The following is a 17,543-nucleotide window of genomic DNA, read 5'->3' on the forward strand; positions in this document are numbered from 1 at the left end:
CCCTGGTTCACCCCACCACCACACATCGACCCCCACCAAACACCACGACGCAACCACCACCACACACCCCTCCGAACATAAGAGTGCCCCGGTGCCAATTGCGTTCCGGTCGCCTCGCTACAAAGAGACAGCCCGACGTCGAGCGCTCGTAAACTACGCCCCGACCGTAAGCCGAGCCGCGACGATAAGCTGAGCCCGCAACCATAAACTCAGCTGCGACGAAGCCTTACCGCGACGTCGGCCAGCCCGTGTACGACTCAGCCAGGTACGCCTTGGCATGCTCGGACGAGACCACGGAGTGCAGCTCGCCCAGCTGGCGGGCGCGGTCAAAGTCGTCAGCGCCGGGAACGGTATGCAGCATGGAGGTCATCCAGTAAGAGAAATGCTGGGCCTTCCAAACGCGGTCCAGGGCGCGGTCGCTGTAGGAATCCAGCAGCGTGGTGGAACCGTTGGAGTAGAAGGAGTGGAAGCCTTCGAACAACACCTTCACGTCGTGTATCGCGAGGTTAAGGCCCTTGGCGCCGGTGGGCGGAACAGTGTGTGCGGCATCCCCGGCAAGGAAAAGATTGCCGTGGCGCATCGGAGTGTGAACGAAGCTTCGGAACGGCAGAACCATCTTTTCCAGGACAGGGCCTTCGTTGAGCTCAAATCCGTTGCCGTTTACGCGGTTGCGGAACTCGGACCAGATGCGTTCGTCGTCCCAGTCGGCCACGTTTTCCTTGGGATCGCACTGGAAGTACATGCGCTGCACTGTCTCGGTCCTCTGGCTGATCAAGGCGAAACCGTGCTCGGAGTTGGCATAGATCAGTTCGTCGGAGCTTCGTGGAGCCTGGGCCAGGATACCGAACCAGGCGAACGGGTATTCATGGAAGAACCACTTTCGGTTGGCTTCGGGGATCTGGAAGCGGCAGTGGCTGCGCGACCCGTCAGCGCCAACGAGGAAGTCGGCCTGGATCTCGAACTCCTGCCCGTCGGAATCGGTGAACCAGACCTTCGGTTTGCCCTCGAGATCGTGAACAGTGGTGTCCGTGACGCTGTAGCGAACGTCGCCGCCGTCGGCCTCGCGTCGCGCAGCGAGGTCAGCGAAAACGTCCGTTTGCGGGTACAACCAAACGGACTCACCAACCAGCTCCTTGAAGTTGATGCGGTGGCTTTCGCCATTGAACCGCAACTCGATGCCATCGTGCCGGTCGCCTTCGCGCAGCACCCGGTCTGAAACGCCGGAGTCCACCAGCAGGTTGACAGTGCCGTGCTCCAGGATGCCTGCGCGAACAGTTTGATGGATTTGTTCGCGGCTGCGGACCTCCACCACCACGGACGCGATGCCTTGCTTGGCCAGCAAGTGGGAGAGCATGAGCCCTGCGGGTCCTGCACCCATGATGGCGACTTGAGTGGTGACGGTAGTACGTGCCATTGTGTTCCTCGCTTCGTTGCGGTCCCGCTGGGACGGGATGAGCTTGGAATCAGTGTGGCGGCTGCTACGTGACCGGTGTTACATGAATTCCGTTGAACGGAAAGCCACATCAATCCCTAAGTTGGCGGCCTATCCCCCGCGCAGCGGTCTGTAACGCCGGAACAAGGGCCTGCAGGCGCATCTCCGCCAAGGGCACCACCACGCCAAGGGCCGCGACCGCTCGCCGCTTCCCGTTCATCACGGGCACGGCGATGCCCCAGGTGTCCGGATCAACGACGCCAGCGAGCTGCGCATAGCCCAGCTGCGCAGCCTCAGCCAACAGGTGGCGTACGACGTCGGAAGTCACCTTTCCTTCCGGGTCGTGGAACTGTTGGAGGTACTCCGCCTGCAATTCCCGGGACTGGTGTGCCATCAGCGCCAGGCCGGCGGAGGAAATGTGGACCGGCATGCGACCGGCAACGCGTGCACGGTTGGCAACTGAGCCGCGGCGTGAAAGTCGCTCCACGAACAGCGCCTCCCACCCTTCAAGCACAGCCAGGTTCACGTTCTGGTTCAAGACTTGCTGAATATCCTCCATGAAGGGCATGGCCGCTTGACGGAGTGCGAGCGTGGGCGAATTTCTGTTAACGAGTTCCCACAATCGGAGCCCCAGCCGAACGTTGCCGCCAACACCCAGTTCCAGCAAGCCATGCTCGGAGAGTTGCCGAACCAGTCGGTGGGCGGACGACAGCGGGAGGCCGGACCTGCCGGCGAGTTCGGTCAGTTGCAGCGAGGTGGCGCCTTCGGGAAAGGCCTCAATAACCCGAACTACGCGATCCACCACGGAGTCACCGGATGCTGAGTTGGCCACGATGCGCTCCTTGCTGCCGTTCCTGTACCAGACGCCTCTTCCACCAGACGCCGCAGTGCACCTTCCATTCAATGGTAGAACGTGCCTCAGGTTACTCCTGCCGGTGATACAACTCTCATAACCGACCGGCCGTTCTGCTGGCCACATCCACTCTCAAAGAAGAACACCCGAGGACACTATGCCAACGATGACATCTGCCCGCCGCTCACAATGGCCAGTCTGGTTGTGTTGGTTAGCCATGGTCTTGGACGGCTTCGACCTGGTGGTCCTGGGGACGGTCATCCCAACGCTCATCAAGACCGGTGACATAGGCTTTGATGCCGTTGGAGCTACCTTCGCTGCCACTATCTCCTTGGTAGGCGTGGGACTCGGCGCACTCTGTATCGCCCCGCTGTCCGACAAGTTCGGCCGGCGGAAGCTGTTGATCGCCTGCGTAGCCGGCTTCTCACTCTTTACGATCGGTGTGGCTTTCGCCCCCAACGTAGCCGTCTTCTCGATACTGCGCCTGCTGGCAGGCCTTGGTCTGGGCGCTTGCCTTCCCGCCGCCCTTGCGTATATGAACGATTACGCACCGGCAGGATCAGCCGGAAAGTCGACCACGCGAACAATGACCGGCTACCACGTAGGTGCTGTGGCGACAGCGTTCCTGGCCATCCTTGTGGTCCCCAACTGGCGCCTTATGTTTATCATTGGCGGCATTGCCGGGCTGGTACTCCTGCCATTCCTGTGGGCGAAACTGCCAGAGTCGCTCCCCGAAGCAGCACCCGTGAAGGTGAACGAAACAACAAAGGCGGCTCCCGGCGTCGTGCATTCCACAGACGCCAAGCAAAAGACCGGGTTCCGCGACCTCCTGCAGAAGCCGTATCCGCTGGTGGCCGTGGGAATTGGCATCGCGTCGTTTATGGGATTGTTGCTGGTTTATGGCTTGAACACCTGGTTGCCGCAGTTGATGGCAGCCGCGGGCTACACCGTGAGCACGGGCCTGACGCTGCTGCTGGTCCTCAACCTCGGCGCCGTGGCCGGGCTGGTTTTGGCCGGAATTCTTGCCGATCGGCATGGAACCAAGAAGATAGTGCTGCTGTGGTTCGGCCTTTCAGCAGTGTTCCTGGCCGTCCTCAGCGTGAAGATCCAGAGTGAGTTCCTGCTCAACGCCGCGGTGTTTGTCACCGGCATCTTCGTCTTCAGCTCGCAGGTTCTGGTTTACGCATGGGTCAGTCAGCTGTTTCCGGCGCGACTCCGGGGAACGGCACTCGGGTTCGCTGCCGGCGTCGGACGCCTTGGCGCCATCGTTGGTCCTGCCGTAACTGGAACCCTGGTGGCCGCAAACATTGCCTATCCCGCCGGCTTCTATGTGTTCGCCGCAGCGGGACTCTTGGCTGTAGCAGCGCTGTTCCTGGTGCCCCCTCTGGTCAAAAGTCCCGAGCCCGTTCCGGCGGGCGAACGGTAACCGCCGGCACGACGCTAAGTGCTCCGCTGGCCGTCCAACTTTCCGGGCTGCGGGTGAAGCGACTCGCGGGCCTTGCCCAACAGCTGCGGTCCGGCCGCGTAGCAGCGATCGGTGTATTGCCGGAGCGCCGGAAGTGCCTGGACGGCGTAGTCGAAGTGTTCCTCGCGGATCATCGACTCGATGGCCTTGCACTGGTCCTCGGTCTCAAGCGCGCCCACCATTGCCGAGGAGATCTTGAGGCTCAGCACAGCATCCATGCTGGCATCGGCGTCGTGTTGGCAGAGGCCGTTGGAGATCCTCAGCAGCCTGCCCGGCAACATCGAAAGGTAAGTGGAGAGAAAACGCAAGGCTGGGGTGGGGTCTCCCATCTCATCGGCCAAGGCCTGCAACCTGCACGGTTCCAGAGCCGGAACCTGACCGTCTGCCTCGTCAGTCATGGCTGGCTGCTTGTGTCTGCGCGGCATCTTCCGGCGTCGGTTTGCTGGGGTCCCTGCGCCAGATGGAGGAGAGCATCCCGATGACCAGGATCCCGGGTGCCCCGTACATCAGGATGTTCAGGACGAGTGGTTCGCGGAGGGCGCGGATGGCATTCCCGACGTAAGGGATGGTCGCGATCTGCTTATCCACGGTTTTGCCCTGCAGGGTGGCGATCCACGGATCTATGCCATTATTAGCGTCGCCCGTGGTCTGGACGGCCACGCCGCCATCGGCTGTTGTGGTGATCTCAGTGATGCGATGCGTCTCCACCCGCTGGTCTTCCACGGGAATGTGGTAGGTGATGATGTCGCCCACCTTGATGTCTGTGATCGGCGTCGGAACGGTGACGACGACGTCGCCCGGGTTGATCAACGGCGCCATCGACCCTGTCAGCATTGTGGAGGTTTGGTAGCCCAGGATGCGCGGCCCGATCGCCAGGAAGAGGAAAACCAAGGCCGCCGTGGCCAGCATGCTAAAAGCGAGGAATTTCATCGTCTTAGCAGCGATACGGCGGAACGCTCCTGGTGCCGCGGCGGCTTTCGCTGGAGTCCCGGCGACTTGAGCAGGGGTCTCGACGGCGGTCGTCGTCGGTGCCGCTCCGGGCTGCTTCACCTCGGCGGTCTCTAAAGTCATTGACGTGTTCGCAGGGTCTGCGGCTGAACGCCGGCCCTTGAGGGCGGGTCCGCTGATGCTGGTCAGTGCGCTCATGGTCCTGGCGTTCCTTCCGTTGTTGGTTATCTTCTGATCGAAAGTCTGGGCTATCTGGCTCAGGCTTCCTGCGGGAAATCCTCAAGTCTGGCTCAGGAAATACCGGCGGACCTGATCGGGCAGGGGGGCGCCCGACCAGGCCCGGCGGGGCTCTGTGGTGATTCTTTGAGGTGGTGCTACTTGGCTGGTGTTACAGCGCTGGTCTTACTTGGTGGTTTCGGTGCGTTGGGTGCCGGTGAAGGCGAAGGCGATGGTGCTGGTGGCGCCTTGGAAGGTGTCGTTCGCGGTGGTGGGGAACGCGGTGGTGACTTTGAGGTAGTCGGTTTTGGCCGGGGCCAGGGCGGTCAGGTTGTTCAGGACCTTGTTCGCGGTGATCACCGGGGCGGCGGCCATGACGGTGGTCTTGGTGCCGGTGCAGGTGTAGGGGGCTGCGGCGCCGGTCCAGGCGACGGAGCAGTTCTCGATGGTCAGCTGCAGGCCGTTGGTGGGGTCGGTGGTGAGCAGCGAGGCGGTGGCGCCGGCGGTGGTGGTGAGGGTGACGTTGTTCAGGTCCGAGTTGCCGGTGTTGGCCAGGGTGACGAGCTTTTCGACTTTGTCTCCGGGCAGCAGGCCTGCGATGGGGACATTGAGGGTGTTGTTGGCGCCGGTGCCCAGGGCGATGGTGACGGTGCCGGCGGTGACTTGCTGGCTGGCCGAGGTGGAGGAGGTGAACGCGCCGTAGGTTCCCATGCCGGCGACGGCGGCTGCGGTGCCGAGCAGTGCGACAGAAGCGAGGACCTTGCCGGAGGTGGTCTTGAGGCTGATGGCCATGGGAATCAGTGTCCTTTCGGGAGGCCACCGCTTCCGGCCGGCCGTTTCATCTGCCGGCCCTGAGTGGCTGACAAGAAACACTGTGCCGGGCCCGGATCAAGAACCACTCCTGCAATCCATCAACACTTGCTCAGGAAAAGATCAAGAATCCTGTTCCATTCCCAACCGCAGGAAGCGGCGCTCTGGACTGATGATAAGCACCTGATAATCCTGTAACGACAGGCCAATGGCAGTCAGTGGGGCAGCAGCCCCAGGATCGGAAGGGTGACCGCCGTCGAAATGGCCATGGCCGCGGTGTTACCGATCACCGGGTGGAAGCCCTCCAGTAGCCGGGCCGAGATAGCTCTGGCGATGGGAGGAGCAAGCACCGCTCCAAGCAATGCACCGCCGATGATGCTCCACCACGAGCCGTCGTAAGCGAGCACGGCGGCCGGCGCCACTGAGACGAGCGACGCGTAGGTGGCCGCCCACCCACCCTTACTGAACCAGCCCCGCCAAAGAACCACGCCGATGGCCGAGGTGAGGGCCTGCGCAAACAGGATATGTGGAACCAGGTTGGAACCGTACGCGGGCAGCGCAGGATTCACCAAGAATGCGGTCGCGACGCCAAGGATCATGCCCGCACTGGCGAGCTCGTTGGCGAAGAATTGGGTCTCGGTGAAGTCGGAGAGGACCCGGCGCGCCGCCCACATGGCGTCCTTAAAAACAGGGTTAACGCCCGACGGCGGCTGGATGGGTTGCGGCTGCGGAGCCGGTTTGCGTAGGACAAGCCAGGGCAATTGCCGGGCAATGAGGAAAGCCAGTATTGAGCCCAGCGACATCGCGAGGACGTTCGCCACGACGGGCGGCAATCCCAGCGGCGCGGTGACCGTTGGGATCAGCAACAACGCACAGGGGGTGATGGTGAAGGCGCCGAGCACAGCTCCGGTCACACAGGTCCGCCAACCGGGTCCATACATCAGGACCATGGCCGGGGCCACGCAAACGAAAGGCACAAAAGTGGGCTGCCATCCGTCGTCGAGCATCCGGCCGAAAACTGCGTTGGACAACAGCAGACTGAACGACGCCGAGGCCAGCACCCACGGCCACAGGCTGGTGCCATACGTCAGCTGGCCGGCCCAGTTCCTGCCCCTCCGGCCAGCCCACCACGCCAACAGAGCCCCTGTAAGCAACCCGCATGCTGCCAGCTCTGATTTGTAGAACAGGGGCTCAGTCATGTCGCCAAGGAACCACCGGACCGCTGCGAAAGGAGAGTTGGTGACTGATGCAGCCCAGCCTTCAAAGGCAGGGCCGAGCCGCGGCGATTGCTGCGCGAGCGTGTGGAGGACAAGTGCGAGCACTCCTGCGAGGATGACCGAAGCCAACGCGCCCAACGCTGTCCCAGCGGCGCCGAACTCAGTTGCAGTCTTCTTCGGGGCAGGATCCGGCCGACGGCGGGGCGCGCCGTCGACAGCTGAGGTAAGCATCGTTGATAACCCTTAGCGTGCGATGTGGTGTAACTCGAAAGCAGCGTATCCGAGCTTTCAGAGCGGCCCCATTCGTGTTGTTGCGGGGGATTTGTGACCGAACAGGCTGCAGATGGCGCAGTTCCCATTGACTCCAACGTTTCTTCGAGAGAACGTTAGTGCATGAGCCAGGTAACTACTGCCCAAGCCGCCGCTCGATTGGGCGTTACGCAGGTAGCTGTCCGTAAGTTGATCGGCACCGGTCAACTTACCAGCTCAGGTGTCGTTGGCCGGGCCATCTTGGTGGACGCCGATTCTGTGGAGCAATTGGTCCGGGTCGGCACACGTCATGGGCGGCCGTGGACTGAAGCCAACGCCTGGGCAGCGCTCCTCCTGCTTTCCGGGGACAACAAGGTGGAGTGGGCCGGCTCCGCCCAGCTGTCCCGGCTGCGACGCAAACTGAACAGTATGGAACCCGCTGAGTTGCCGATTCTGGCGCGCGGGCGGGCGGCCGTGCATCGATATAGAGGCACGGCCGATGTCGTCCAACGGCTAAGGGATCATGTGCTTGCCACCGGCGCCTCTGCCATAGCAGACCACAAAATTGCAGAACGCTTTGGCCTCACCGGCGGCGCGGGAATTGTGGATGGTTACGTCATATCCGGCGATGCGGGGGCACTTAAAGCAGCGTACGGACTAATCGACGACCGGGAGGGCAATGTAGTGCTGCGGGAAGTCGCCACAAGCCAGGCGTTTACAGACGGAGTCCCGCTGGCTGCAATTGCTTTGGACCTGATGGAGTCCCCGGCGACCCGCGAGCGCAGCGCTGGACTCCGTGTTCTTGAGGAGCTGCTTAGTGAACGATGACCATGGCGTGACGAAACGAGTGCTGTGGGAGGCTTCGCCGCCCGCGGGTGGTTGGGGTCGGCCGTGGCCCCAGTGCGCTGAACTAGCCCGCGCTTTGCCGTCTGATCAGTGGACGCTGGTCGGGGGACTTATGGTCCAACTGCACTCCGCCGTGGCTGGCCTGTCCGTTTCCCGACCGACGGCCGACGTCGACATCGTCCTTCACATGGAAACGGGCGCTGCAACCATGCCTGGTGTCGCGTCAGTGCTCCGTTCGCTCGGTTACGCGCTCCGCCCGTCCATCGATGACGATATCCCCGCACATCGTTTCCTTCGCGGTCATGAGCAGATCGACGTCATGGTCGCTGATCACCTTGCGCCTAGGTTGATCCCCCGCATAGGAGGCCGCAAAGTCTTTCAAGTGACGGGTGGGACCCAAGCCCTCCGGCGGACTGTGAACTGCAGGGTCCTCGCGGACCATGGGGAAGCGGTGTCGATCAGCATCCCGAATGCGCTTGGGGCATTAGTCCTCAAAGGCGCCGCGTATCAGGAGGATTCACGGGACACGGGCCGGCACCTCGATGACGCGGCCACGCTATTGGCAACCATTAGCGGCCCCTTGCAGCTTGTGGCTGACATGGGAGGCAGTGATCGCTCGCGGATTCTTGCGCTCAACCGCGCCCTCGCCGATCCCAACCATGAATCCTGGAAGGTCCTTGACCGCGGCGATAGGGCACGGGCAATCAGCAACCTTGCGGTGCTCTGCGCCAATCCCGACCGCCTCCCTGTTAGGCGCCTGGGGTAGGTAGCGCCGACGACGGAGGCCCCGACGCGTTAGCGTCAGGGCCTCCGGGAGCTCGATGCATCAAGCCTTCCTGCGCGTGACCAATCCCCAGATGACCAGTACGATCAGCGCACCTCCGATTGCGAGCAACCACGTGTAGATCGACCAGAATTCGTTGATGCCAACCTTGAAGATGGCACTACCGATCCAGCCACCGAGCACGGCGCCAACGATTCCCAGCAGGAGTGTCGCGATCCAGCCGCCTCCCTGCTTGCCAGGCATGATGGCCTTGGCGATGGCTCCTGCAATCAAACCCAAAATGATCCAACCAATGATTCCCATGTGTTTCCCTCTTCTCGTACGTAGGCCTCAGTCCAGCACCAATACTTGGTGCCGCCATCGGCCTGATTGCTGGCTGCCCGCTTGTGCGGCGAACTATCCCGACAACTGGGCGGGCAGACGGTTTAGGGCTTCCCTGTTACTGAAGGAGGGATTCGATCTCTCCAACCGGCAGTCCGGCTACGTCGGCAAGGGCGCGGGGGTCGACTCCGGCGTCGACGGCCTTCTTGAAGGCCAGGGCGAGGGTGCTCTGGGAGATAGCCAGCTCATGCTGAAGGCTTTGGCGGCGAAGAGCCGCGGCCCAGACGCCGCTCACGGGATCCAAGGCGTCAATGTCCATTCTGAATCCGCAACTGCAAGCCCACTCCGGCCATATTGGTTCCACTGTGATCCAGTGCATGGAGTCGTAGCCGGGTCCTGCGGAGATGGCCATGTGCGAACCACAGTGGACGGGCCCCACCGGGAGATCCTGTTCCACCGCAGCGTCTACGGTGTTCTCAGCCACTGGTGTGGAGCTTGGTTCACGCAGCGCGACTGTCATCGTCTTCTCCCACACATTCCCTAGTAGCTATCTTGGCTATCTAGTTATATGTGTACTTACGATTTAAGTCCAACCACCCAGGGATGTTGCCCGGACACGGCGCCAAAGAGCGGGGGCTACCACGACCGCAACGCCGACGGCGGCCCCGATCACCGTTTCGATGATGCGGTCCCGCAGGAGCAAGCCGGGATCAACAGGGGCTGCCAGCAAAGTGGCGATCAGGGCAAGCGGCGTCACGAAGATCTGCGCCACAAGGTACTGCCGGGCGATGAACATTTCAGCGCCGAACTGGCAAGCTGCAATTATCAGGACCATGGCCCACGGCGCCGGATTGAGCCAGAGGATGCCGGCAAGCAGCACCAATCCCATTACCGTTCCGGCGATTCTTTGCATGCCACGGCTCACGCGGTGGCGCGTCGAATGCCCCACCAATGGAACCACTGCCGCAACCATGGCCCAGTACGTGTGGCCGAAACCGAGCCGCTCCCCCACCAGCGTCGCGATGGCCCCAGCAAGGCCTGCAGCAATCAGGTATCCGCCACCTTCCAACCAGATCGCCCGCCGCTCGAGGGTAGTGTGGCGGATGCGCGGCGGCCGTTTCCATGGGGTCCTGTGAGTTTTGAGCACCCGGGACGACATGCCGACCAACAGGCAGAACAGGGTAGTCCCAACCGCGACCAGCATGGCCTCCCACAGCGGAGGCTGCGCCTGGATGGATGCGATTGCAGCGAAGGCGAAGATGTGAAAGAGGGACCCGCCAGGCCTTAGCCTCCAGGCCGCGACCACCACCGAACACCCGCCCGCCACGAGAGTGGTAGCAGCAGTCAGCAGCCACGAATAGGCGGCGCCATCGATTCCAGTAACTTGGGCCACTCGAGCCATGAGGGTGGCCAGCAACATGATCAGCAGCATGAAACTACCGGCACGCACTTGGCTTCGGAAGCGCACGCTATGTGGTTCATTGCGGCCATAAATGCCAGTAAATGCACCGAACGAGGCAAACACGGCCAGGTCCAGCCGCCCCATCAGTGTCAGCGTAATCAACGGGACAAAGACACCTACAGCGCAACGGAGAGCCGGGTGATGGTCCTTGTTTCCTGGACCCATCGTGAACATTTCCGTTACAGCCTTCAAGGGGTGGTTCGCCTTTCGTCGCAGGATCAAAACGTACGACGGCGGCGCTGGCGTCCGCTTCAAGGCTACGCTCCGGGCCCTGGACTACTCCGGGTTTGTGGACAGATAGTGCCCCTTATCACGAGGAATAAGGGGCACTATCAGTTGCGCACTACTTGTCTCTAGAAGCGGGAGGTTGCCCCTGACACTGTGCTCGTCGACAGCGGGTTGCTCGCCATATCCGTGATGCCGGATGCCGGAGTGTAGCTTGGGATGGGCGCGGGGGACGTGGACACCGTGTTGGCCCCGGCGGTTCCGCTACCCAGGGTGATGGTTAGCGTTCGTGCCGTCGGATTCCAGCTCAGGCTGGAGGCGTTACCGCCATTACCACTAAAGCTGAGTGCGGAGGCCGTGTAGTTGCCGCCCAGTGCAACACTGCCGACCCTGAGGGTTGTGCACCCAGCCCCGGTTACAGTCAGTATGTTGGTGGAGCTTACGTTGACTATCACGTTATCCGCGTTGTTCCCGGCTTGGGTCTGCACGTTGGTGGCATTGTTGGCCCAGGCGCTGCAGACGGTGGTCGGATTGATGGGTTCCGAGAACGTTATCGTCACCGAATCGCCCTTCTCCACCTTGCCGAGGGTCGCACCACCATTGTTCAGTTGGACCCCCGTCACCGTTGGCGAGCTCACGTCCTTGATGGACGAAGCCGTTCCCGCAGGACCAGTGTTACCTGCGGCGTCGGTTGCCTGTGCGGAGTAGTTAATGGTCCCTGGGCTGAAAGCGGTCATGTTCATGGGGGTCGCTGTCCAGTTGCCGGAGCTGTTGGCGCTGACGGTCTGGGTCAGGGGCAGAGCTCCAGTGCCCGTAACGGTCAGAGCCACCGATGACAAGGCCTCTGCTGTGCCGCTGACTGGAACGGCGCTCACGTTTCCGCTGTGGACATATGTTGGCGCCGTCACGGACGGGGCGAGCGGCGGGGTGGCGTCCACTGCGGCAACTGCGCTCCGTGTGCTTTCAGCGCCCTGCCACTGAGAGAGTTTGGGCGTCACCGTGTAGTACCAGTTCCCAGTGGTGACACCGGTATCCACGCAGCTCAGTGCCGCCACTGTTCCTGCGCAGGTTCCGGTCGCCGCTACCGCTGTACCGCCGGTCGCTGAGGGGTAGCGGACGATGCTGTACCCGGTCACTGACCGGCCTGCCGCCGTCGTGCTCGCTGCCCAAGTGACTGTCACGCTGGCTCCGGAAACCGAGGTAGTGGGCAGGGCGCCCTGGGCGACGGCGTCGGCCTTGGCCGCACCGAAGCCGCTGTTGACAGAACTCCAGAAAGCACTGGCAGCGGGTCCGCCCCAGGAGACGAGAAGGATCCCGAGAACGATCACGAGGGCGCGGTTCCAGGCGCCCATCGTCACCCGCGTTGAGGACGATGAAGCAGCGGACTGACGAAGCGGGCTCACTTCCGTACCTCCAGCGTGACGGGGACGTTGAATTGGGCACCTTGGCAGGCCGAAAGTGAAGCCGCGCTCATACTGGCTGCGTCCGGCAGCGTCAGCAAGATGGACGTATTTGCCTGAATGGTTACGGGCTGGGACAACGGCGAAGCTGGGGGTGTGAACGTCACGCCGGTGGTGGTGCAGCCGGGATGCGCGGCATCGGCGGTAACAGCACCGTTGGCGGTAAATCCGTAGATGCTCACAGCGTGCGGATTGGGGTTGGTGGCCCGGAGAATGACGTCGGCTGTTCCGCCGGGAACGAGGCTGGTCTGCAGCGTGTCCCCCGGGATGAGCGCATCCACGGTCACGGTTTGCATGGTCCCGTTGGTCGCCGAACCGCTGCCGATTCCGGTGGTAGCCCAATAGGCGTAGGCGGTCCCTGCTCCGCCCAGGATGCAGAGGGCCACTGTGGCAGCAGTGGTGCGGGCGATCCGTCCGCTACGGGGGTTCCGGCTGAGCGTTTTCATGTCAGTTCGCCTGTCCCGTCCCGGAGAAGGTGAGTTGGAGGGTCGCGCCTTTGCAACCGTCCTGGAGCTGCAACGTGTCCAGCATCCTCACTTGCGGCCATTTGCTTTGGGGCACCCCCAACGAGGTGAGCGAGCTGGGCCCGGGAGGAGCGCTGAACGGGTACGTTCCGGTGAATTGGGTGATTTGGTAGTCAGCGCTGCTGCAGGGGAGGTTGGCGGCCACCGCTGCCGGCGTCCGCACCACCTGTGCAATCGCAACCGTCAGGTTGGTGATGGCGATGCTCTTGTTCTCGGGGTTGGAAATCCGCAGCTCCACTGCCCGCGATACCCCTGGCGCCAGCAGGCCAGTCAGTGATCCCGTCACGCCGAAGGTCCGTTTGACTTCCTGAACCTGCAACTGCCCCGGCGCCGCATTCGATTGGACCGCGTTTTGGGCTGTGCCGCTGGCTCCCTTCACGGTGAAGTCGAACTTGCCTACCGTCGTGGTGGGGGATGTGGCGACGGTCAACGTCACCTGCGCGGTGCTGCCGGATCCCAGAGCCACCGACGGCGGCGACCACGCGGCTGTCGCTCCAGCCGGAAGACCCGTAACGGTGAACGTCACTGGTCCGGTGAAACCGCCCGTGGAGGTGGCGGACACCGCAAAGGTGGTGGACTGCCCCTGATCCAGGCTGCGGTTCGAGGGGGACAACGCAACCGTAATCCCCTTGGCTGCCTTCGCCGTATTTACCGACGTCGCGCTTTGCCCACCACTTGCGGCGAGAGTCGCCACCGGTACCAGGGCCACGACGAGCGCAAGCAACAGCGCTCGGAGCGGTACTCCAGCTCGACGGAATGGCGCGGTGCGCTCTGGCCGGTGGTCCATGGAAGCTCTTTTCGGACGGAAGCGTTTCAGGTGGGAAGAATGCGGAAGCCGGGGACCACCACTCGCAAGGTGGTCCCCGGCATGCACGCGCTACTGGCTGGAGACGTTGACCGTGACGGTCGCGGACTTGCAGGCGTCCTGGTTGGCCGTGCTGTCGTTGAACTTCAGGACCCCGCTGCCAACCGAAGTTCCCGTGGAGGTGGCGGCGACGGTCGAGTTGCTCGTCACGGCAGTTACCTCAAACCAGGCCGGGAGACAGCCGGGATCGCTGGTGGTCACATTTGCCGACAGGGCTCCAACGACAGTGCTGGACGTCGTCGAGTTGTCCGCCGTGTAGGCCACTGCAGTTTGGTTGCCCGGTGCCAGGCCGGCATTGAACGTGGCGTGAAGCGTGACAGTTCCGCCTCCGGCTGAGTTGGCGGCTGAGCCGCTGCCTGATCCGGTGGTGGTCCAGTAGGCGTAGGCAGCTCCGCCACCTACGGCTACCAATGCCACGCCTGCAACGGTGGCGGTGATCCGGCTCTTCTTGGAAAGCTTGCGCATGGTATGACTCCTTGGTTGATCTGTTCCCGGGGAGTCGCATCGCAACCCCCAGCACCCGACCGTTTCCGACGGATGAAGCGATGCCCCAATAGTTCAGCCAGCAGTGGCACCGTGGCTACTCTTGGGTGTACGCCTCTTTTCCGCCCGACCAATGGGTCAGGAATACGCTGAACCGGGTGGCGAGTACTCAGTCCGCCGAGAGCGACTACTTGGTTGCCCGATAGGTTCCAGCTGCCCGCTGGCACCACCGGCGCTGCTGCATGTTGATGGGATTCCCTTGCAAACCCAGGGATGCTGACCTCATTGAATGCATCCAGAAATGCCCGATTTTTATGCCCCGACGTGTACTCAGTCCTTGGGAGCATGCCCCGGGCATCGGAGCCAATGCAGTTGCCAGGCAAACGGCGCTGTTTGGCCGGGATGCGTCAACATTGTGCCCATCTTGAGCCAAAACTGCGCTGGCGTTCGAATATGTTCGGGGTTGACTGCCCGCGTTGCGGGGACGTTTCAGTTGGGGCCCCTGCCCTTGCTTTTTTCGTTTCCCTGGCCTCTTTGGTCGGATTGGCCGCCCCCTTGGGCCTCACCCGCCGGTGATTCGGTTTCCTGCGCAACCTCAGTTGGCACGCTTTGCTGGCTGGCTTCTGAGGACGGAGCATCTCCCTGCCCGCTGCCCGAGTCCGACGGAGGCAGCTGAACGGTTTGCACCGGCCCTGGAATGAGAACTGTTTCCACCGGCCCAGGAGTGGTAATAGTCACCACTGGGGCAGGGGTGCCAACCGGCGAAGGAAGGCCCGATTCCTGGGTAACCGGAGATGGCGATGTGACGTCTGCCGGCAAGGGCTCCTGCCCAGACAACGCCACCGCGAGGGGGACGGCCAGCGCTGCCGCAAGAAGGCCCATCAACCACGCCCCGAGCCTGCGCCTTCCCCCACTTCCATGAAGCTTGGGGGCAACTGCGGTAGTTGGCCCGACGGCGGGCGCCCTGGCAGGCAGAGGCGGCAAAAGCGCCGTAGCTGCTGGGTGCGCATAGGCCTCTTGCCAAGGGCGACCCAGGAATTCTTCGATCTCGGCAGCGGTCGGCCTGTTGTCTGGTTCGAGGTCGGTCATGGACTTCAGCAGCTGGGCTATGGGGTGATGGATCTGCTCAGGGATGACGGGGGCACGGTGAAGACGGGCCGCAGCGGACTCTATTGGCGTCCCGGGATACTCGGTCCTGCCAGTGAGGCACTCCAAGAGCACCAGGCCGAGGGAGTAGATGTCGCTGGCAGGAGTCAAGGGACGGCCGAGGGCCTGTTCCGGGCTGAGGTACTGGGCGGTTCCCACAGTCATACCGGTGGCGGTCAGGCGGCTGCCTTCCAAGATTCGGGCCACGCCAAAGTCGGCGAGTTTCACGATGCGATCGGGTCCCGGAGTCTCTGAAACCAGGATGTTGGCCGGCTTGATGTCCCGATGAATCACTCCGCTGCCGTGAACTTGCACCAAGGCACCTGCAAGGGCGTGGCCAATGTGCGTGGTTTCTCCGAGGCTGAGCGGCCCCTCAGCAAGCACGGACCGCAGATTATTGCCTGAAACCAGTTCCATGACGAGGAATGCCTGCGGCGGGCCGGATGTTCCGTTGTCCACGCCGGCGTCGTAAATGTGCACCAAACCGGGGTGATCAAATCCTGCCAGCAACCGCATCTCTGACTGCTGACGCTCTTCGAAGCCCTCGTCGCCTGAGCCTGGCGAAAAGATCTTGAGTGCAACGTCGCGCAGTAGGACTTCATCACGGGCCTTGCAAACCGTGGACATCGCCCCGTGTCCGAGTAGCTCCAGAATCCGGTAGCGGCCGTTGAGAATGTCCCCGCCGCCTGCTGGATCAACGAAAGCTTCTCCGCCTGCCCTCACGGCCCTACACCTCTTGCGTCTAAGCGCGCTGCGCCGATTTACCCCCAATTGATCCTGCGCCGCGATGCAGTTGCAAAGTAACCTTGCTATTGCAAACGTACAGCCTCTGGCCCACCTTGCCAACCATGAAGTTTGCTACTACTTTTCCCGAAAAAATCGGGGGAATTTCGCACCTGGAGCTCCGGTTACCGGAGCCGTTCGACGACGGGTTGCGGCGTTGGGAGTGCCTCCAAGGAATTGAAGCTGTAGAGCTGAATTCCCTCTATCCCAGGTCGGGCAGAGAGCTCCTCGATGAGCGCGTCCGGCGTGTACCGTTCCCCGATCAGGAGCCGCCGCGCAAGCGGACCTTTTCGGCTCAGGAATTTCAGGGAGGATCCAACACCAATCTTGGTGGCAAGCGAGACCAGCTTCACCTTGGGCACGGCCCCTGCCACACCGGCCCATACTGGAAGGAGTACACCCTCACGGCGAAGCATGGCCACGTAGTCATGGATCTTGTCCGCCGAGAAACACATCTGCGTGACAATCTTGCTGGCGTGCTCTTGCTTCTCCAGCAGTGCATCAACCAAGTGCAGGCTGGTGATATCCGGATGCCCTTCGGGGTACCCAGCCACTCCAACGCTCATCGCTCCGGAGGTTATCTGGGCAATGTCGCGCAGCAATTCCCCACCTGTGGAATACGAACCCGAAGGCTGCCCGTCGCCACCGATGGCGAAGACTTCCGTGATGCCCGACGCCGAGCAGTCACCCAGTATGGCGGATAGTTCGGCGCGGCTTTCAAGAGCCTTCGCCGCAAGGTGGGGAACAACCGTATAGCCGAGTTCCCTTAGCTGGACGGCGGCCCGCAGCGTGGCACCGACACCGTGCTTGGGAAGGCAGGTAATGCTGATCGCGGCAGACGTCGGCAATGCCTTGCTGACAACGTCCACGATTCCCTCGGACGGGATGATCTCAACGCGGAGGGGAAGCATACGTGTCCTTTTGATGTGGGTTTAGGCGTGGGCGGCGAGGATGGTGGAGGCTTCCTGGCGGGTGGTGCCGGAGGACTCGATGTGGGCCAGGGCGGCGGGGATTTCCCAGCCCTTCTTTCGCATTGCGGTGGCCCACAAGCGTCCGGCCCGGTACGAGGAGCGGACCAGGGGTCCGGACATGACACCGAGGAACCCGATTTCTTCGGCCTCGTGCTGGAGGTCCACGAATTCCTGGGGCTTGACCCACCGGTCCACGGGCAGGTGCCGTTCGGAGGGGCGCAGGTACTGGGTGATCGTGATCAGGTCACACCCGGCCGCGTGCAGGTCCCGCAGGGCTTCGGAGATTTCCTCGCGGGTTTCGCCCATGCCCAGGATCAGGTTGGACTTGGTCACCATGCCCAGGTCCCGGCCCTGGGTGATGACATCCAGGGAGCGTTCGTACCGGAAGGCCGGGCGGATCCGCTTGAAGATCCGGGGCACGGTCTCGACGTTGTGCGCGAACACCTCGGGCTTGGAATCGCAGATCGCGGCGATGTGTTCCGG

Annotated in this window: 20 protein-coding genes; 4 read left to right on the forward strand and 16 right to left on the reverse strand. The window is 62.5% G+C overall.

From position 1 onward, the window contains the following. Positions 1 to 226 precede the first annotated feature (226 nt). Positions 227 to 1,414: a 4-hydroxybenzoate 3-monooxygenase gene (locus tag ABIE18_RS21860; protein WP_499724613.1), complete on the reverse strand. Its 1,188-nt coding sequence runs from the start codon at positions 1,412 to 1,414 to the stop codon at positions 227 to 229. Between the two features lie 109 nt (positions 1,415 to 1,523). Beyond that, positions 1,524 to 2,264: an IclR family transcriptional regulator gene (locus tag ABIE18_RS21865; RefSeq protein ID WP_499724614.1), complete on the reverse strand. Its 741-nt coding sequence runs from the start codon at positions 2,262 to 2,264 to the stop codon at positions 1,524 to 1,526. Between the two features lie 178 nt (positions 2,265 to 2,442). On the opposite strand from ABIE18_RS21865, the gene ABIE18_RS21870 reads away from it, so the two are divergent. After that, positions 2,443 to 3,711 (forward strand): MFS transporter, encoded by a 1,269-nt coding sequence (locus tag ABIE18_RS21870; RefSeq protein ID WP_499724615.1) that lies wholly within the window; start codon positions 2,443 to 2,445, stop codon positions 3,709 to 3,711. Positions 3,712 to 3,725: 14 nt separating this feature from the next. Here the strand turns inward: ABIE18_RS21870 and ABIE18_RS21875 are convergent, their stop codons facing one another. The 4 genes from ABIE18_RS21875 to ABIE18_RS21890 form a co-directional block, all read right to left on the reverse strand. Then, positions 3,726 to 4,148 carry an Hpt domain-containing protein gene (locus ABIE18_RS21875; RefSeq protein WP_499724616.1) on the reverse strand — a complete coding sequence of 141 codons (423 nt, stop codon included), beginning with the start codon at positions 4,146 to 4,148 and terminating at the stop codon, positions 3,726 to 3,728. Further along, entirely contained in the window at positions 4,141 to 4,896 is a 756-nt protein-coding gene (locus tag ABIE18_RS21880; RefSeq protein ID WP_499724617.1) for a signal peptidase I, read from the reverse strand. Before ABIE18_RS21880 ends, ABIE18_RS21875 begins: the two co-directional genes overlap by 8 nt. A gap of 204 nt (positions 4,897 to 5,100) precedes the next feature. Next, positions 5,101 to 5,706, reverse strand: a complete 606-nt coding sequence (locus ABIE18_RS21885) for a TasA family protein (protein WP_499720906.1) — start codon at positions 5,704 to 5,706, stop codon at positions 5,101 to 5,103. Between the two features lie 233 nt (positions 5,707 to 5,939). Continuing rightward, on the reverse strand, positions 5,940 to 7,172 hold the full coding sequence (locus tag ABIE18_RS21890; RefSeq protein ID WP_499724618.1) for a hypothetical protein: 1,233 nt from the start codon (positions 7,170 to 7,172) through the stop codon (positions 5,940 to 5,942). Between the two features lie 162 nt (positions 7,173 to 7,334). On the opposite strand from ABIE18_RS21890, the gene ABIE18_RS21895 reads away from it, so the two are divergent. Together ABIE18_RS21895 and ABIE18_RS21900 are read left to right on the forward strand one after the other, a co-directional pair. After that, on the forward strand, positions 7,335 to 8,018 hold the full coding sequence (locus ABIE18_RS21895; protein ID WP_499724619.1) for a helix-turn-helix domain-containing protein: 684 nt from the start codon (positions 7,335 to 7,337) through the stop codon (positions 8,016 to 8,018). Beyond that, positions 8,008 to 8,802 carry a hypothetical protein gene (locus ABIE18_RS21900; protein WP_499724620.1) on the forward strand — a complete coding sequence of 265 codons (795 nt, stop codon included), beginning with the start codon at positions 8,008 to 8,010 and terminating at the stop codon, positions 8,800 to 8,802. Before ABIE18_RS21895 ends, ABIE18_RS21900 begins: the two co-directional genes overlap by 11 nt. Positions 8,803 to 8,862: 60 nt before the next feature. Here the strand turns inward: ABIE18_RS21900 and ABIE18_RS21905 are convergent, their stop codons facing one another. The 3 genes from ABIE18_RS21905 to ABIE18_RS21915 all read right to left on the reverse strand — a co-directional run bounded on the left by ABIE18_RS21905 (position 8,863) and on the right by ABIE18_RS21915 (position 10,777). Beyond that, positions 8,863 to 9,123 carry a GlsB/YeaQ/YmgE family stress response membrane protein gene (locus ABIE18_RS21905; protein ID WP_499724621.1) on the reverse strand — a complete coding sequence of 87 codons (261 nt, stop codon included), beginning with the start codon at positions 9,121 to 9,123 and terminating at the stop codon, positions 8,863 to 8,865. A 136-nt stretch (positions 9,124 to 9,259) separates the two neighbouring features. Continuing rightward, complete coding sequence (locus ABIE18_RS21910) at positions 9,260 to 9,661, reverse strand: hypothetical protein (RefSeq protein WP_499724622.1); 402 nt, start codon at positions 9,659 to 9,661, stop codon at positions 9,260 to 9,262. A gap of 63 nt (positions 9,662 to 9,724) precedes the next feature. Further along, complete coding sequence (locus ABIE18_RS21915) at positions 9,725 to 10,777, reverse strand: FUSC family protein (RefSeq protein WP_499724623.1); 1,053 nt, start codon at positions 10,775 to 10,777, stop codon at positions 9,725 to 9,727. Here ABIE18_RS21915 and ABIE18_RS21920 point away from each other — a divergent pair. Beyond that, positions 10,770 to 10,904: a hypothetical protein gene (locus tag ABIE18_RS21920; protein WP_499724624.1), complete on the forward strand. Its 135-nt coding sequence runs from the start codon at positions 10,770 to 10,772 to the stop codon at positions 10,902 to 10,904. The genes ABIE18_RS21915 and ABIE18_RS21920 overlap by 8 nt on opposite strands. Before the next feature lie 52 nt (positions 10,905 to 10,956). Here ABIE18_RS21920 and ABIE18_RS21925 read toward each other — a convergent pair whose 3' ends face one another. From ABIE18_RS21925 to ABIE18_RS21955, 7 genes are all read right to left on the reverse strand, one after another. Continuing rightward, on the reverse strand, positions 10,957 to 12,231 hold the full coding sequence (locus ABIE18_RS21925) for a hypothetical protein (protein ID WP_499724625.1): 1,275 nt from the start codon (positions 12,229 to 12,231) through the stop codon (positions 10,957 to 10,959). Next, positions 12,228 to 12,734 carry a hypothetical protein gene (locus ABIE18_RS21930; RefSeq protein WP_499724626.1) on the reverse strand — a complete coding sequence of 169 codons (507 nt, stop codon included), beginning with the start codon at positions 12,732 to 12,734 and terminating at the stop codon, positions 12,228 to 12,230. Before ABIE18_RS21930 ends, ABIE18_RS21925 begins: the two co-directional genes overlap by 4 nt. Position 12,735: 1 nt before the next feature. Beyond that, a complete protein-coding gene (locus ABIE18_RS21935) occupies positions 12,736 to 13,599 on the reverse strand; it encodes a COG1470 family protein (protein WP_499724627.1) in 864 nt (287 codons plus the stop codon). A gap of 90 nt (positions 13,600 to 13,689) precedes the next feature. After that, on the reverse strand, positions 13,690 to 14,142 hold the full coding sequence (locus ABIE18_RS21940; RefSeq protein WP_499724628.1) for a hypothetical protein: 453 nt from the start codon (positions 14,140 to 14,142) through the stop codon (positions 13,690 to 13,692). A gap of 507 nt (positions 14,143 to 14,649) precedes the next feature. Then, positions 14,650 to 16,029, reverse strand: a complete 1,380-nt coding sequence (locus tag ABIE18_RS21945; protein WP_499724629.1) for a serine/threonine-protein kinase — start codon at positions 16,027 to 16,029, stop codon at positions 14,650 to 14,652. 185 nt (positions 16,030 to 16,214) lie between these two features. After that, positions 16,215 to 17,000, reverse strand: coding sequence for a methylenetetrahydrofolate reductase (locus ABIE18_RS21950; RefSeq protein WP_499724630.1), 786 nt, complete (start codon positions 16,998 to 17,000; stop codon positions 16,215 to 16,217). A 21-nt stretch (positions 17,001 to 17,021) separates the two neighbouring features. Further along, on the reverse strand, positions 17,022 to 17,543 hold a 522-nt coding region (locus ABIE18_RS21955), incomplete at its 5' end, for a lipoyl synthase (RefSeq protein ID WP_499724631.1).

The sequence above is a fragment of the Arthrobacter sp. 2762 genome, from assembly GCF_040548745.1.
Lineage (GTDB): Bacteria > Actinomycetota > Actinomycetes > Actinomycetales > Micrococcaceae > Arthrobacter.